General features: G+C 70.8%; 15 protein-coding genes. 2 read left to right on the forward strand and 13 right to left on the reverse strand.

All coding sequences use genetic code 11. The features are described from left to right. Positions 1-52: 52 nt before the first annotated feature. The 9 genes from ACFOYW_RS03240 to glmS form a co-directional block, all read right to left on the reverse strand. The gene (locus ACFOYW_RS03240; RefSeq protein ID WP_390227207.1) at positions 53-958 is read right to left on the reverse strand and encodes a DUF4190 domain-containing protein; all 906 of its coding nucleotides are present in this window, start codon (positions 956-958) and stop codon (positions 53-55) included. A gap of 98 nt (positions 959-1,056) precedes the next feature. Continuing rightward, a complete protein-coding gene (gene tsaD / locus ACFOYW_RS03245) occupies positions 1,057-2,124 on the reverse strand; it encodes a tRNA (adenosine(37)-N6)-threonylcarbamoyltransferase complex transferase subunit TsaD (RefSeq protein ID WP_390227208.1) in 1,068 nt (355 codons plus the stop codon). Next, on the reverse strand, positions 2,121-2,615 hold the full coding sequence (rimI, locus tag ACFOYW_RS03250; RefSeq protein ID WP_390227209.1) for a ribosomal protein S18-alanine N-acetyltransferase: 495 nt from the start codon (positions 2,613-2,615) through the stop codon (positions 2,121-2,123). The genes tsaD and rimI overlap by 4 nt, the downstream gene beginning before the upstream one ends. Then, positions 2,612-3,232 (reverse strand): tRNA (adenosine(37)-N6)-threonylcarbamoyltransferase complex dimerization subunit type 1 TsaB, encoded by a 621-nt coding sequence (tsaB, locus tag ACFOYW_RS03255; RefSeq protein ID WP_390227210.1) that lies wholly within the window; start codon positions 3,230-3,232, stop codon positions 2,612-2,614. The genes rimI and tsaB overlap by 4 nt, the downstream gene beginning before the upstream one ends. 9 nt (positions 3,233-3,241) lie before the next feature. Next, positions 3,242-4,309, reverse strand: a complete 1,068-nt coding sequence (locus ACFOYW_RS03260) for a DUF2891 family protein (protein WP_390227212.1) — start codon at positions 4,307-4,309, stop codon at positions 3,242-3,244. Continuing rightward, on the reverse strand, positions 4,306-4,749 hold the full coding sequence (gene tsaE, locus ACFOYW_RS03265) for a tRNA (adenosine(37)-N6)-threonylcarbamoyltransferase complex ATPase subunit type 1 TsaE (protein ID WP_390227365.1): 444 nt from the start codon (positions 4,747-4,749) through the stop codon (positions 4,306-4,308). Before tsaE ends, ACFOYW_RS03260 begins: the two co-directional genes overlap by 4 nt. Positions 4,750-4,774: 25 nt before the next feature. Beyond that, positions 4,775-5,929, reverse strand: coding sequence for an alanine racemase (gene alr, locus ACFOYW_RS03270; protein ID WP_390227366.1), 1,155 nt, complete (start codon positions 5,927-5,929; stop codon positions 4,775-4,777). 37 nt (positions 5,930-5,966) lie between these two features. Next, positions 5,967-6,350, reverse strand: coding sequence for a holo-ACP synthase (locus ACFOYW_RS03275; RefSeq protein WP_390227367.1), 384 nt, complete (start codon positions 6,348-6,350; stop codon positions 5,967-5,969). A gap of 39 nt (positions 6,351-6,389) precedes the next feature. Then, positions 6,390-8,240, reverse strand: coding sequence for a glutamine--fructose-6-phosphate transaminase (isomerizing) (gene glmS, locus ACFOYW_RS03280; RefSeq protein ID WP_390227213.1), 1,851 nt, complete (start codon positions 8,238-8,240; stop codon positions 6,390-6,392). Between the two features lie 69 nt (positions 8,241-8,309). Between glmS and coaA the strand changes: the two genes are divergently transcribed. Continuing rightward, positions 8,310-9,263: a type I pantothenate kinase gene (coaA, locus tag ACFOYW_RS03285; RefSeq protein WP_390227214.1), complete on the forward strand. Its 954-nt coding sequence runs from the start codon at positions 8,310-8,312 to the stop codon at positions 9,261-9,263. 88 nt (positions 9,264-9,351) lie between these two features. Here the strand turns inward: coaA and ACFOYW_RS03290 are convergent, their stop codons facing one another. Continuing rightward, positions 9,352-10,917 (reverse strand): 2'-5' RNA ligase family protein, encoded by a 1,566-nt coding sequence (locus tag ACFOYW_RS03290; RefSeq protein ID WP_390227215.1) that lies wholly within the window; start codon positions 10,915-10,917, stop codon positions 9,352-9,354. Positions 10,918-11,026: 109 nt separating this feature from the next. Here ACFOYW_RS03290 and ACFOYW_RS03295 point away from each other — a divergent pair, with 109 nt between their 5' ends. Next, complete coding sequence (locus ACFOYW_RS03295) at positions 11,027-12,064, forward strand: GNAT family N-acetyltransferase (RefSeq protein ID WP_390227216.1); 1,038 nt, start codon at positions 11,027-11,029, stop codon at positions 12,062-12,064. 199 nt (positions 12,065-12,263) lie between these two features. On the opposite strand, the gene glmM is transcribed toward ACFOYW_RS03295, so the two are convergent. Genes glmM through rplM form a run of 3 tightly spaced genes read right to left on the reverse strand, consistent with a single transcriptional unit; the run spans position 12,264 to position 14,636 of the window. Further along, positions 12,264-13,628 (reverse strand): phosphoglucosamine mutase, encoded by a 1,365-nt coding sequence (gene glmM / locus ACFOYW_RS03300; protein WP_390227217.1) that lies wholly within the window; start codon positions 13,626-13,628, stop codon positions 12,264-12,266. A 40-nt stretch (positions 13,629-13,668) separates the two neighbouring features. Continuing rightward, positions 13,669-14,154, reverse strand: coding sequence for a 30S ribosomal protein S9 (gene rpsI / locus ACFOYW_RS03305; RefSeq protein ID WP_390227218.1), 486 nt, complete (start codon positions 14,152-14,154; stop codon positions 13,669-13,671). Positions 14,155-14,189: 35 nt separating this feature from the next. Further along, the gene (gene rplM / locus ACFOYW_RS03310; RefSeq protein WP_390227219.1) at positions 14,190-14,636 is read right to left on the reverse strand and encodes a 50S ribosomal protein L13; all 447 of its coding nucleotides are present in this window, start codon (positions 14,634-14,636) and stop codon (positions 14,190-14,192) included. Positions 14,637-14,906: the final 270 nt, after the last annotated feature.

The raw sequence follows: 14,906 nt of genomic DNA on the forward strand, positions 1-14,906 counted from the left end.
ACGCGGGCTGAGCTGCGACGCCTGCCCTGAACTGCCGCCCCACGGTGGGTGTCTAGGACGACAGGGTGCCGCTGCCGTTCTGCGGCAGGTTGATGGCGATGATCGCGATCGCAACACCGATCAGGATGCCGAGCAGCACCGTCGCGAAGCCGATGATGATGCCCGCGATGGCGAAGCCGCGGCCGCGCTCACCCGTGCGCCTCAGCTGGCCGAGGCCGATGAAGCCCGTGATGATCGCGATGAGCCACGCGAAGGCGTTGACACCGGGGATGATGAAGCACACACCCGCGACGAACGAGACGATGGCGAGCGGATTCATCCGCGGCTGCGCGGGATACGGATTCGTGTAGCCCGGCTCGCCGAACGGCGCCGGCGGCGGCGGTACGGCCGGGTAGCCGCCCTGCTGCCCGTACTGCGGGGCGGCATACTGCGGTGCCGCCGGCTGCGGCGCGGCGAACTGCGGAGCTCCCGGCTGGTGAGCCGTGAACTGCGGTGCCGCCGGCTGGGGCGGCGCGAACTGCGGGGCCGCGTACTGCGGCGCCGGCGGAGCGCCCAGATCGGCCGGGGGCTGCTGGCCCGGCGTGTACGAGCCCGGGGTCGGCGCCCCGCCCCGCGCAGGCACGGGCGGCTCGTACGCCAGCGGGCCCGGCTCGGGCGCCGGCATCGGCGGCTCAGGCGGCACGATCGACGGCGCCTCGGGCCAGGACGGCGGCTGCGGCGCGCCGGGCTCGGACGGGCTCGGCCACGCCGGTTCGGCGGGCCCCGGCTCGGCGGGAGTCAGCGGCTCGGTCGGCTCGGCGGGCACCGTCGGCTCGGTCGGCTCGGCGGGGACTGTGGGTTCGTCGGGCTCGGCAGGCACCGTCGGCTCGCGCGGTTCTGCCGGAATGGTGGGCTCGTCGGGCTCTGCCGGGACGGACGGCTCGCGAGGCTCGGCCGGTGGGAACTGCGGATCGGACATGTCGCTCCTTCGGTGCGGGTTGAGAGCCCGCTGCACGCCCCATCGTTCCACAGCGGCGCTCAGCGGTGTCAAAGCCGTTGACGATTGCGCGGTGGCTGCTAGACGGCCTGGATCTCGGTGACCGGCAGCGTCGAATCCGCCCCGAAACCCTGGCTGGAGGGCTCGTGGCCGGCCATGATCAGCTGGGCGCCGAGGGCCGCGATCATGGCGCCGTTGTCGGTGCAGAGCGAGAGCGCAGGAATCCGCAGCTCAATGCCTGCCGCGGCACACCGCTCGGCCGCCACCTCACGCAGTCGCCGGTTCGCGACCACGCCGCCGCCGAGCAGCAGGCGCGGCACGTCGCGGTCGCGGCACGCGGCCACCGCCTTGGTGACCAGCACGTCGACGACGGCTTCGCGGAAGCTCGCGGCGACGTCGGCCGCCGGAAGCTCCTCGCCGGCATCGGTCCTGCGCTCGACCCAGCGCGCGACTGCGGTCTTGAGCCCGGAGAACGAGAAGTCGTAGCGATGCGCGGCCAGGTCCTTCGGCAGGCTGAGTCCGCGAGGGAAGCGGATCGCGGCCGGGTCACCGCCGACGGCCGCGCGATCGATCTGCGGGCCGCCGGGGTAGGGCAGGCCGAGAACGCGCGCGACCTTGTCGAAGGCCTCCCCCGCGGCGTCGTCGATCGTCTCGCCCAGCAGCTCGACATCGCCCGTGAGGTCGCGCACGTGCAGCAGACTCGTGTGGCCGCCCGACACGAGCAGCGCGATGGTCGGCAGCTCGATCGGATGCCCGGGCCCACCGGTCGCGTCGAGCACGTCGGCCCCGACGTGCCCGACGAGGTGGTTCACGGCGTACAGCGGCTTCCCGAGCGAGATTGCGAGCGCCTTCGCCGCACCGATCCCGACCATCAACGCGCCCGCGAGGCCGGGCCCACTCGTCACCGCGACCGCATCGAGGTCGGCGAGCTCGATCTGCGCCTCGGAGAGCGCAGCCTCGATCGCGGGGCCGATCGCCTCGAGGTGGGCGCGCGCCGCGACCTCGGGCACGACGCCGCCATAGCGGGCGTGCTCGTCCATCGAGCTCGCGATCGTGTTGCTGAGCAGCGTCGTGCCGCGCACGATGCCCACGCCGGTCTCGTCGCAACTGGTCTCGATGCCGAGCACGAGCGGCTCCCTGCGGTTCACAGCACTGCTTTCATGACGTAGGCGTCGACGTTGTCGGGCTGGTAGTAGCCCTTCCGCACGCCGATCTGCTCGTAGCCGAACGAGCGGTACAGCGCCTGCGCGACGGGGTTGTCGACACGCACGTCGAGGAACATCTCTCGAATCCCGCGCCGCCGGGCCTCGGCGTGCAGCTGACCCATGAGCGCGCGGCCGAGACCGTGGCCGCGGAGCTCGGCAGACAGCCCGATGGTCTGCACGTCGGCGTCGTGCGCGTGCGGCAGGGACAGCAGGCCGGCGTAGCCGAGCACCTCGGCCGGCGCATCCGCTCGCACGACGACCAGATACCACGTATGCGGGCTCTCGAGCTCGGAGCGCCACAGGCTGTGCGGCCACGCGTCGCTGCGGAAGATCTCGCTCTCGAGCGCGACGAGGCGGTCGAGGTCTGCGCCGGTGGCACGGCGCAGTGTCCACGCGCCGATCACGGGGAACGGCGTGATCTCGCCCGCGGTCACGCGGTCACCCGCTTCGGGCCGGCCGAGAGGGTGACGTCGGGCGAGCGGAGATAGAGGGCCTCGTTCGGCGCGAACGATCGGTGGTTCTTCCACAGGTGCTCGGCGAGCAGGCCCAGATCGGCGGCCGAGACGGATGCCGCATCGAGGCGCTCCACGTCGGCGTGCGGCACCTCGTCGGGCCTCGCGAGGCCCGGACCGTCGACGCGCTGCGGCAGGCCCGCGCCGTCGGCGCCGGTGTAGTGGCTCCAGTAGAGCTCACGGCGCCGAGCATCCGTCACCACGAGCAGCGGCCCCGCATGGCCCGTGCGGTACGCGCCGAACGCGACCGCGTCGTGACTGACCACGCTGACGAGCGGCTTCCCGGCGCCAATGGCGAACGCTCGCGCGGCAGCGATGCCGACCCGCAGGCCGGTGAACGGGCCGGGGCCGACGCCGGCGACGATCGCGCTCAGCTCGGCGACTGCCACGCCCGAGACGGCCAGCGCGTCGCTGATCAGCGGGCCGATGAGCTCAGCGTGGCGCCGCGTGTCGGCGACCGCGGATTCCGCGAGCACGCCGCGCTCGAAGTCGACGACCGCGACCGAGGTCCCGGCCGACGTGTCGATGGCGAGCAGCATGTCCCCAGATTATCGGCGCGCCGACGGCAGGGCGGTGAGGGCGTCCCAGGCGAAGGTCGCGAGCCAGTGGCTCGACATGAACTCCTCCGAGACGGATGCCTCGAGACCGGCCGGCAGAAGGCCCGGTGCTGCGCTCTCGAGCAGCTCGATGAGCTCGGCGACGCGACCCTTGTTGCCGTTGCCGCTCGTGCCGCCGATGCCGTTCGAGCGCAGGGTCGCCGCGACGCGCGAGCACGCGGCCGAGGTCGACAGCCCCAGACCGTACAGGTGCACCTGCTGCCCGTCGTGCTGGTCGAGCACGGTCGCGGGAGTGAGCACGCGCGCGCCCGGCGCGAGTTCGCTGAAGAACCCGACGGCCCAGGACGCGAAGCCGTCGGCGTCGAGCACCGCAGCCATGAGATCGGCCTCGGCGAATCCGGGCGACAGGAAATCCTGGCCGCTGCGCTCGTAGGCGAACGGCCACGCGCGGTCGGCCCCGAACCAGCGGATCGCCGAATCCACCACCGCCTTCTCGACATCGTCGCGGCCGAGCACGCGCGCCGCCTGCAGCACGAGCCTGAGCCCGAACGCCGAGTTGCCGTGCACCCCGTGACGCACCGGCTCCGGGGCGCGAGCGACCCAGTCGACAACGTGGTCGAAGAGGACTTCGGTGAGCGGCGCGAAGCCGGGTGCGAGCGCCGCGATCGCCGGCGCCGGCGACGTGGTGACGGATGCGGCGAGCGCGAGCGCCCACGCCCAGCCGTACGGGCGTTCGTACAGCGGATGCGCGCGGAGATAGGCGGCTTCGGCAGCGAGGTTGCCTGCGCTCAGATTCGCGGCGAGGGTGTCCTCGAGCGCGACCGCGAGGCCGCCGTCCGCGAGGCGCGCGGGCTCGGCGTCGAGCAGGCGCGTCGCCAGCCAGTGCATGTGGACGCTCGAATGCCAGTCATACGACGAGGCGAACGCGGGGTGGAGCTCGCTCGGCAACGCCACGTCGCCCGGCCCGCTCGTGGTGTGATGCGCCGCGTACGGGTAGTGCTGTGCGAAGTTCGCCAGCGCCACGCGCGCGAAGCGCTCGGCATAGTCCGCCGCGGTCATGTCGTCGCACCCCATCTCTCACCGTGTCCGGTGATCGTCACCTTGCGCGGCTCCTCCGGCGCATCGGAGGGGTCGAACTCCTCACCGGCGCCCTCGGGCCGCGCGATCTCGACCTCGAGCCAGGAATCCGTCTCGCTCTCGATCAGTCCGCGACCCCATTCGGCCACGACCACCGACGCCGCGAAGTCGATGTCGAGGTCGTCGAGCTCCATCGCGTTCGCGACCCGGTACGCGTCGACGTGCACGAGCTCGGGACCGCCGGAGAGCGAGGGATGCGTGCGCGCCAGGACGAACGTGGGCGACGTGATCGGCCCACGTACGCCGAGGGCGTCGCCGATGCCTCGGGTGAGCGTCGTCTTCCCCGCGCCGAGTGGGCCGGTGAGCACGACCAGGTCGCCCGCACGCAGCTGCCCGCCGATCTCGCGGCCAAGTGATTCCATCTCGGCCGTGCCCGCCACCACCCGCTCAGTCAACGGGGTTCCCTGTGACCCACACGCCGGTGGCGCGGCCGCCGATGCGCGTGACGATCTCCCAGTTGATGGTGCCGGCGGCGCGCGCCCACTCCTCGACGGCCGGGAAGCCGTCGCCCGCGTCGCCGAACAGCACGACGGGATCGCCGATGCTGACCGGGGAGTCGCCGACATCGACGAGGAACTGGTCCATCGCGACGCGGCCTGAGATCGTGTATACCTTCCCGCCGATCCACACCGGGGCGAGGTTCGACGCCGCCCGCGGCACGCCGTCGCCGTACCCGAACGGAATGAGCGCCAGCGTCGTCTCGCGCTCGGTGCGGTACGTGTAGTCGTACGAGACGCCCGAGCCGGCCGGCACCCGCTTCACATTCGCCACTCGCCCGCGCACGGTCATCGCCGGCCGCAAGCCGAGCGCACGGGCGCCGGCCGTGTCCTGGAACGGCGACAGCCCGTAGATCGCGAGGCCGATGCGCACCGTGTTGTAGCGCGCCTCGGGCTGGCGCAGCGCCGCGGCCGACGCCGCCGCGTGCACGAGGGCCGGGTCGAGACCGGCCGCGCGGGCAAGCGCCACGCCCTCGTCGAACAGCGTGAGCGCCGCGGTGTCGTCGGCGAGGGAGGCGTTCGACAGGTGCGTGAACACCCCGTCGACTCGAATGCGGCCCTCGTTCTCGAGCTCGGCGGCGACACGCAACGCCTCGGGCCACACATCGCGCGGCAGGCCGTTGCGCGACAGCCCGGTGTCGAGTTTCAGCTGAACGGATGCCTGCCGCCCCGCTCGCCCTGCGGCCGCCGCGATGGCGCTCAGCTGCGCGACCGTCGACACCCCGATCGACACGGCGGCCTCGATCGCCGGGCCGAAGTCCTCATCCGGTGCGTGCAGCCAGGCGAGCGTCGGCGCGTCGATGCCGTTCCCCCGCAGCTCGAGCGCCTCGGCGATGGTCGCGACGCCGAGCCAGTCCGCCCCGCCCGCGAGCGCGGCACGCGCCACCGGCAGTGCCCCGTGACCGTACGCGCGCGCCTTGACCACGGCGACGAAGTGCTCGGTGGCGGTGACCTCGCGCAGGGCGCGGACGTTCGACGTCACGGCGTCCAGATCGACGAGCACCTCACGGAAGCCCACGTCGCGCAGGGCCTCCCGGTCAGGCATCCGCCCGCCGAGTGGCTGCTGGTCAGGCAGCTGAGCGTCAGACATCCGTGCCCCCGCCCAGGAACTCGCCGCCGCCTTCCGCCACGACGAACGCCATCGCGACTCCCGCGTCGTGCGTCATCGAGAGGTGCAGGCGCCGCACCCCGTGGCTCGCCACGACCTCGCCGACACTGCCGTGCAGGCGGAAATCGGGGTCGCCGTGCTCGTTGGGCACGATCTCGATATCGGTCCAGACCAGCCCGTCGGAGCGGCCGAGCGCCTTGATCAATGCCTCTTTCGCGGCGAAACGCGCCGCCAGCGAGTGCACCGGCAGGTTGCGTTCGCTCTCGGCGAACAGCCGTTCGCGCAAGCGAGGAGTCTTCTCGAGCGTCTGCGCAAAACGTTCGAGCCCGACCACGTCGACACCGACCCCCGTGATCATCACCTGCGCCGCATTCGCCGCATCACCCTCGAGCCGCGTCTACTCGACCGTGACCGACTTGGCGAGATTGCGCGGCTGATCGACGTCGAGGCCCTTCGCCGCGGCCAGTTCCATCGCGAAGATCTGCAGCGGCACCACCGCGATCAGCGGCTCGAAGAACTTGCCGGCGAGCGGAAGCGGGATGACCTCGTCGGCGAACGGGAGCACGGCCGCATCGGCCTGCTCGGCGACCGCGATGACACGCGCCCCACGGGCACGGATCTCCTGGATGTTGGAGATCACCTTGCGGTGCATCTCCTCCGAGTGCCGTGGGCTCGGCACGATCACGAACACCGGCACGCCCGGCTCGATCAGCGCGATCGGCCCGTGCTTGAGCTCGCCGGCGGCGAAGCCCTCCGCGTGGATGTAGGCCAGTTCCTTGAGCTTGAGCGCACCCTCGAGAGCGATCGGGTAGCCGACGTGGCGACCGAGGAACAGCACCGAACGCGTGTCGGCCATCCAGTGCGCGAGCTGCGTGATGCGATCGTGAACGCCGAGGGCGAATCCGATCTTCGCCGGCACGGCCTGCAGCTCGGCGACCATGGCGCGACGCTCACCCGCGGGCAGGGTGTCCTTGACCCGCGCCAGGTGCAGCCCCAGCAGATAGAGCGCCGTGATCTGAGCGACGAACGCCTTGGTGGAGGCGACGGCCACCTCGGGCCCGGCGTGCGTGTAGATCGCGGCATCCGATTCGCGCGGGATCGTCGCGCCCTGCGTGTTGCAGATCGAGATCGTGCGCGCGCCCAGCTCGCGGGCGTGCTTGACCGCCATCAGCGTGTCCATCGTCTCGCCCGACTGGCTGATCGAGACCACCAGTGTCGTCGGCGTGATGATCGGGTCGCGGTACCGGAACTCGTGCGCGAGCTGCACGTCGACGGGCACTCGCGCCCACGACTCGATCGCGTAGGTGCTGACCTGCCCCGCGTACGACGCCGTGCCCGCCGCGACGATCGTGATGCGGTCGATGTCGCGCAGGAAATCGTCGCCGAGCTCTTCCAGTTCGGGAACGACCACGTCGCCCTCGTGGATGCGCTCACGCAGGGTGTCGCCGACGGCGTCGGGCTCCTCGGTGATCTCCTTCAGCATGAAGCTCGACCACCCGCCCTTGTCTGCGGCGGATGCGTCCCACTTCACCTCGAACGGCTCGACTTCGACCGGCTGCCCCTCGAAGTCGGTCACCGTCACCGAATCCGGCGTGATGACGACCATCTGGTCCTGCCCGATCGCGAGCGCGCTGCGCGTGAACTCGACGAACGCCGCCACATCGCTGCCGAGGAAGTTCTCGCCCTCGCCGAGCCCGATCACGAGCGGTGAGTTGCGGCGTGCACCGACGACGATGCCCGGCTCGTCCTGGTGGAGAGCCAGCAGCGTGAATGCGCCGGTCAGGCGGCCGACGACGGCGCGGAACGCCTCGCGGAGGTCATGCGTGCGGGCGTACTCGACGCCGAGAAGCTTGGCCGCGACCTCGGTGTCCGTCTCGGACTCGAACTCGAGGCCCTGCGCCAGCAGCTCGGCCTTGAGGTCGGCGAAGTTCTCGATGATGCCGTTGTGGATGAGGGCGAGCTTGCCGTCGTCGCCCAGGTGCGGGTGTGCGTTCGTGTCGGTCGGGCCGCCGTGCGTCGCCCAGCGCGTGTGCCCGATACCGGTCGCAGCGCCGGCGATCGGATGCTGGGCGAGCTCGGCCTGCAGCTTCCCGAGCTTTCCCGCCTTCTTCGCCGTACGAAGCGCGCCGCCCGGCGCGATCACGGCGACGCCGGCCGAGTCGTAGCCCCGGTATTCGAGGCGCTTGAGGCCGCCGAGGAGAACGCCGACTGCGTCTCGGGGCCCGACGTATCCGACGATTCCACACATGCGGGCCAGTCTAGGAGGAGGCCGCTGGAAGACCCGCCGCCACGCATCCGGGTCGTAAGCTTGAGCACCATGACCGACCGAGGCGCCGTCGCCACCGGTGCGCAGACGCCGTTCGTCGAGCTCGACCGTGCCGACTGGTCCGAACTGGCCCACAGCACCCCGCAGCCGCTCTCGGAGACCGAGGTCGTGCAGCTGCGCGGGCTCGGCGACTTCCTCGACATGCACGAGGTGGCTGCGGTCTATCTGCCGCTCTCCCGGCTGCTCAACCTCTACGCGACGGGCACGCAGCACCTGCACCGCGCGACGAGCGACTTCCTCGGCGAGCGCGCCGCACGCACTCCGTTCGTGATCGGCGTCGCCGGCTCCGTCGCGGTCGGCAAGTCGACCGTGTCGCGCCTGCTGCGCGAACTGCTGAGCCGCTGGGAAGACACACCGCGCGTCGAACTCGTCACGACCGACGGATTCCTGTACCCCAACGCCGAGCTCGAGCGGCGCGGGCTGATGGGCCGCAAGGGCTTCCCCGAGTCGTACGACCGCCGGGCCTTGATGCGGTTCGTCACCGAGGTGAAGTCCGGCGTTCCTGAAGTGCGCGCACCGTTCTATTCGCATTTGAGCTACGACATCGTCCCCGACGCCCAGATCAACGTGCGGCAGCCTGACATCCTGATCGTCGAAGGGCTGAACGTGCTGCAACCCGCCGGGGCGGGAGCTGGTGCGCTGGCGATCAGCGACCTGTTCGACTTTTCGATCTACGTCGACGCGGCGACGAGCTCGATCGAGACCTGGTTCATCGAGCGCTTCCTGAAGCTGCAGCGCGGCGCGTTCGCCAACCCGCAGTCCTACTTCCACCGCTATGCGGGTCTCAGCGAAGACCAGTCCCGCGCCATCGCGCACGACATCTGGAAGTCGATCAACGAGCCGAACCTCACCGAGAACGTCCGACCCACCCGCGGCCGGGCGAAGCTCGTGCTGCGCAAGGCTCCCGACCACAAGGTCTCGTCAGTCCTGCTGCGGAAGCTGTAGCCGCGCTCGCCCCGCGCGAGCGGCACCCATCCGGCCGAGCGGCACACGGATTCGGAACGACAGTGCGCCCGCGGGCGAAAGAGGTGCCCTACGGCGCTCCCGCCGGTAGGTCGACGGTCGCCGCGACCGTCGCCGTGCTGCCGTCGAGCTCGGCGAGCGCCACCGATGTCAGCCGGCGGTCGCGATGCCCCCGACGCAACACCCCCGGGCCGAGCGTCAGGTGCGGCCGGTAGCCCGCGCGCCAGTACGCCGGCTCATCACGGACGAAGCCGCCCATCGGCTCGAGGCGGTCAGCAAGCCGATGATGCAGAGCACGGACGGCGTCCGACTCGACGAGCCGCACGGGCACGTCGTGATCCGGCCCGAACATCGCCGTGCCGGCGAAGTGCAGGTCGAGCGGCCCGGAATCCGCGCACGCCGTGAGCATGGCGGCGACCACATCGCTGACGGATGCTGTGACCCGGAAGTTCGATGCAAGCGTCACATGCGCCGGCCACGCCTTCCGGCTTATCGAGTCGCCGGCTCTCAACGGCGCGAACAAGCCGACGACGACGAACCGGCCCGTGCCGCGAAGCTCGAACCAGTCCGCCGTGTCCGCGTCACGGACCCACCACTGCGATGTCCCCGCGGCGTGCGGCGCATCACGCAGCCAATACGTCTGATCGGGCGTCCAGCCTGCGATGACCGTCGCCGCGCCCGACCTCACCGGCAGGGCGCGACCGGCAGCCTCCAGATAGGCGGCAACCGTGAGGTGGACCGCGTCGTAGTCGCGCGCGACCCTCGGCCAATCGGGGATCACCCAGGCACCGTCACGCCCAGTCGCCCGGTACCAGTCGTGACGGCGCGCCGCGGTGGCATCGAGCGGGTAGCGCGCGCAGAGCGCCGCCCAGGCATCCGCATCGCTGATCTCATAGATTCGCGGGGAACCCGCGATCTCGCCACGCGACACCGCTGCCGCGGTCCAGCCGAGGTCGTCTTCGACGGCCCCTAGGCCCACGGGTGCAAGGTCGGCGACCCGTCTCGTCGACGCGAGCAGTCGCCTAGGCGGCGTCGACCACCACGCACCGCTGAAGTTCGCCGTGACGTCGCTGGGGCGCTCGCGCGCGGCGCGATCGCGCTCGTCCGCGAACGCGGCTGCCCACGAGCTCAGCACCTGCGCCGGCTCGATCGGCGCCGGCACCGCACGACCGTCGGTCTCGTGGAATGCGACGCGCCACTGCTCGCGCCCACTCGGCGCGGTCCACCAGCGAGTCGCCGGCGAGTCGGCGATGTGCTTCGCGACCCGGCCGAGCGCCGGAAGCAGCTCGGCGCGCTCGAGCACGAGGTCGGTCTCGTCGGCGCCCTGCCAATATCGTGCCCACACCACCGACTCGGCCAGCGCATGCATGAGGCCCACGTCGTCGACGACCGGCAGCGGAACTGCCGCGAGGGCCTCTCCGATGTCCGCGATGCTCGGATCCGGCTCGCCTTCGGCCGCACGCCCCTGGAATGCGCTGACGGCCGCGCCGTTACGGGGGCCGAGGCGGCGGCCGGCCCAGAACAGCAGGCGGCGCAGTTCCGCCACGCCCGCGGCTCCCTCATCCCGCTGGGCGAACTCCAGGCACAGGCGACGCCCCCGCGGGCCCGCAAGCAACGCCTCGACCAGTGACGGCATTCTCACACCGTAGCGACCCCGCGGGCCGTCACGGGCGTACCGAGCTTCCGCGACGCCTGCCCGCCTGCGCATACAGCGTTCCATCGCGCAGCGGTGCCAGGGTGGGAACGTGACGACATTGAGTCCCCTCCGTGAGCGCGTCGATGCGCCGCACCGGCTCGAGCTTCCCATTCACCCCGACATCGTCGTCTGGCGCCCGCTCACAGCGACCGATGCCCCCGCACTCGGCCGCCTTCACGCCGCGGCCGACGCGGTCGATCACCCCGACTGGGTGACCCCCGAGGCCGAGTTGCGCGACCGGCTGTCCCGCAGCTATGTCGACCTCGAGCACGACAGCATCGCGGGCATCTCCCGCACCGGCGATATCGTCGCCTACGGCTTGAATCTCGTCGATCAGAAGCCGTCGACGCTCGTCCGCGTCATTCTCAACGGTGCGATCGACCCCGCGGTCCGCGGGCGCGGCCTCGGCCGTCAGCTTCTGCAGTGGCAGCGTGGTCGCGGGCAGCAGCAGCTCGCGGCATCCGATCTCGCGCTGCCCGGCTGGATTCTCAGCTGGCAGCCGGCCCACAACGAGAGCGCCGTCGCGCTTGCCCGTCTGCTCGGTTTCCGTCCCGTTCGCTACTCCGACACCCTGACCCGCGACCTGACGAAGCCGATCACACCGCACGAACCCGACCCGGCGATTCGGATCGTCCCGTGGACGCCGTCCCTCTCGGCCGCGACGCTCGACGCGCACCGCGCCGCGTTCCGTGACCACTGGGGATCGCAGCCCACCGGCGAGGAGACCTGGAGCGGCCTGCTGGACGGCCCGTTCATCCGTCACGACCTGACGTTCCTCGCCGTCCCCGTCGACGACCCCGAGAACGTCGTCGGGTATGCCGTCACAAGTGTGTTCGAGCACGACTTCGAGAGTCAGGGGTACACGAGCTCGTACCTCGATCTGCTCGGCACCCGCAGCGCCTGGCGCGGCCGCGGCATCGCCTCCGCTCTGCTCTCACGCGTGCTCACCGCGACGAAGACCGCCGGGCTCGAGCGAGTCGTGCTCGACGTCGACAGCGAGAACCCGACCGGCGCCGTCGGCCTCTACGTCGCCCAGGGCTTCGAGCCGAACGACGACCGTCAGGTCGCACTCCTGCTCAACTACTGACTGCCGCGCCAGGCGAGGACCGCAACGCGCATCGCCGCCGCACCATAGCGGCGCGGCTACGTGCTCGCCGCGTCGCGTAGCGACCCGCGCCGGGCGAGGACCGCAACGCGCATCGCCGCCCGCACCATAGCGGCGCGGCTACTTGCTCGCCGCGTCGCGTAGCGACCCGCGCCGGGCGAGGACCGGCGCGGCAATAGGCTCAGAGCGCGAGTTCGGCCTGCACCACGTCGGCGAGGCGCTGAGCGTATGCCTGCGCGATCTCGTCGTGGGATGCCTCGACCATGACGCGGATCATCGGCTCGGTGCCGCTCGGGCGCAGCAGCACGCGCCCGGTCTCGCCGAGCTCGGCCTCGGCCTGCGCGACGGCGGCGGCGATCGCCTCGTTGCCGACGAGCGCGTTCTTGTCGACGCCGCGGACGTTCATGAGAACCTGCGGGAAGATCGTCATCACGGAGGCGAGCTCTTTGAGGCTCTTTCCCGTGCGTGCCATTTCGGACAGCAGCGACAGACCGGTGAGGGCGCCGTCGCCCGTCGTCGCGGCCTCGGACAGGATGACGTGGCCCGACTGCTCACCGCCGATCGAGTAGCCCTCTTCGTTGATCTCCTCGAGGACGTACCGGTCGCCGACCGCGGTCGTGACCACACTGATGCCGTGCTCGGCCATCGCGCGGTGCAGGCCGAGGTTGCTCATCACGGTCGCGACCAGCGTGTCGCGGTTGAGCTTGCCGCGGGCCTTGAGGGACAGCGCCAGGATCGCCATGATCTGGTCGCCGGAGACCTCGTTGCCCTCGGCGTCGACGGCGAGGCAGCGGTCGGCATCGCCGTCGTGCGCGATGCCGACGTCGGCACCCGCCTCGAGCACGGCGCGCTTGAGATTGTCGATGTGCGTCGAGCCGACGCCGTCGTTGATGTTGAGCCCGTCAGGGTCGGCACCGATGAGCGTCACCTTGGCACCGGCGAGGACGAACGCCTCGGGGGACGTGCCGGCGGCTGCGCCGTTCGCGGTGTCGAGAACGACGTGGATGCCGTCGAGCCGGTGCGGCAGCGCCTCGATCAGATGCACCACGTAGCGGTCTTCCGCGTCGGCGAAGCGGCGGATGCGACCGACGTCGCCACCCGTCGGCGTCCACTTCGGCTGCGAGATCGCAGCCTCGATGCGGTCCTCGACGACGTCGGGCAGCTTGGTGCCGCCGCGCGCGAAGATCTTGATTCCGTTGTCGGGCGCGGGATTGTGCGATGCCGAGATCATGACGCCGAAGTCGGCACCGATGTCGGCGATCAAGAAGGCCGTCGCGGGAGTCGGGATCACTCCGGCGTCGAGCACATCGACGCCGGAGGACGCGAGCCCGGCCGCGACGGCCGAGACGAGGAACTCGCCCGAGATGCGGGGGTCGCGCGCGACCACCGCGGTGGGCCGCTTGCCGGCGGCGCGCCGGGCATCGGCCGACCGGCCGGTGCCCAGCACGATAGCCGCGGCTTGAGCGACGTTCAGGGCCAACTCGGCCGTGAGCACCTCTCCGTTCGCAAGACCGCGAACACCGTCTGTTCCGAAAAGGCGCGGCATGCAGAGTCCCCCGAATTCCCGAAGCCCGGTTCTCGCGCGCTTAGCGCTTCGAGAACTGCGATGCCTTGCGGGCCTTCTTGAGACCGGCCTTCTTGCGCTCGGTCACGCGCGGGTCGCGCGTGAGGTAGCCGGCCTTCTTCAGCGCGGGACGGTTGTTCTCGCGGTCGATCTCGTTGAGCGCGCGGGCGATCGCGAGGCGCAGCGCGCCCGCCTGACCCGAGGGGCCGCCGCCGGTGATGCGCGCGATGACGTCGTACGAGCCGAGGAGCTCGAGCACCTTGAAGGGGTCGGTGATGAGCTGCTGGTGCAGCTTGTTGGGGAAGTAGTCCGCGAACTCGCGGCCGTTCACCGTGATGGTGCCGGCGCCGGGGATGAGGCGCACGCGGGCGATGGCCTCTTTACGGCGACCCACCGCCGCACCCGGAACGCTCAGCACGGGGCGCGGGGCGGCCGCGGCCTCGGCGGCCGGGGTCTCGGTCGTGAAGCTCTCGGGAGCCTCGTCGATCTGGTCAGCGATCTTTGCCACTTGATTCAGTCCTTAAAGTCTGTGAGGTCCGGCGCTTACTGGGCGACCTGCGGGAAGGTGTACGGCGTGGGCTGCTGGGCGGCGTGGGGGTGGTTGTCGCCCACGTAGACCTTCAGCTTGCCCAGCTGCTGACGACCGAGCGAGTTCTTCGGAAGCATGCCGCGCACAGCCTTCTCGACGGCGCGGATGGGGTTCTTCTCGAGGAGCTCGGCGTAGCCGACGGCCTTGAGGCCGCCCGGGTAGCCGGAGTGGCGGTACGCCTTCTTCTGCAGCGCCTTCTGGCCGGTCAGTGCGACCTTGTCGGCGTTGATGATGATCACGAAGTCGCCCGTGTCGAGGTGCGGGGCGAACGTCGGCTTGTTCTTGCCGCGAAGGATCGCGGCGGCGTGGCTGGCCAGGCGGCCGAGGACCACGTCGGTGGCGTCGATGACGACCCAGTCGCGCTGGATCTCGCCGGCCTTGGGGGTGTAGGTGCGCGTCACTGTAGTGGCTGCTTTCTATCGGAGTTGGATGGTCGTGAATCCCGCTCCCGTCGGCGTTGTGATCGGATCGAAACCAATCGCATCGAACACAACAGCACAGGTGGAGGGCTCAACTTCGGGTGCGTGCGGCAGGCGCAAGGCACCAAGGGTCTATGGTACCCGAGCGACTCCGGTGCGGCAAACCGAGACCGACCGGAGCGCTTGTCACGCAGCCATGCGGTTGTTATGAACCCATTAAGGCGTGTGCCGGCCGTTTGCCTTCCGCACCGG

Origin of the sequence: Gryllotalpicola reticulitermitis (assembly GCF_042651345.1) — a bacterium.
GTDB lineage: Bacteria > Actinomycetota > Actinomycetes > Actinomycetales > Microbacteriaceae > Gryllotalpicola > Gryllotalpicola reticulitermitis.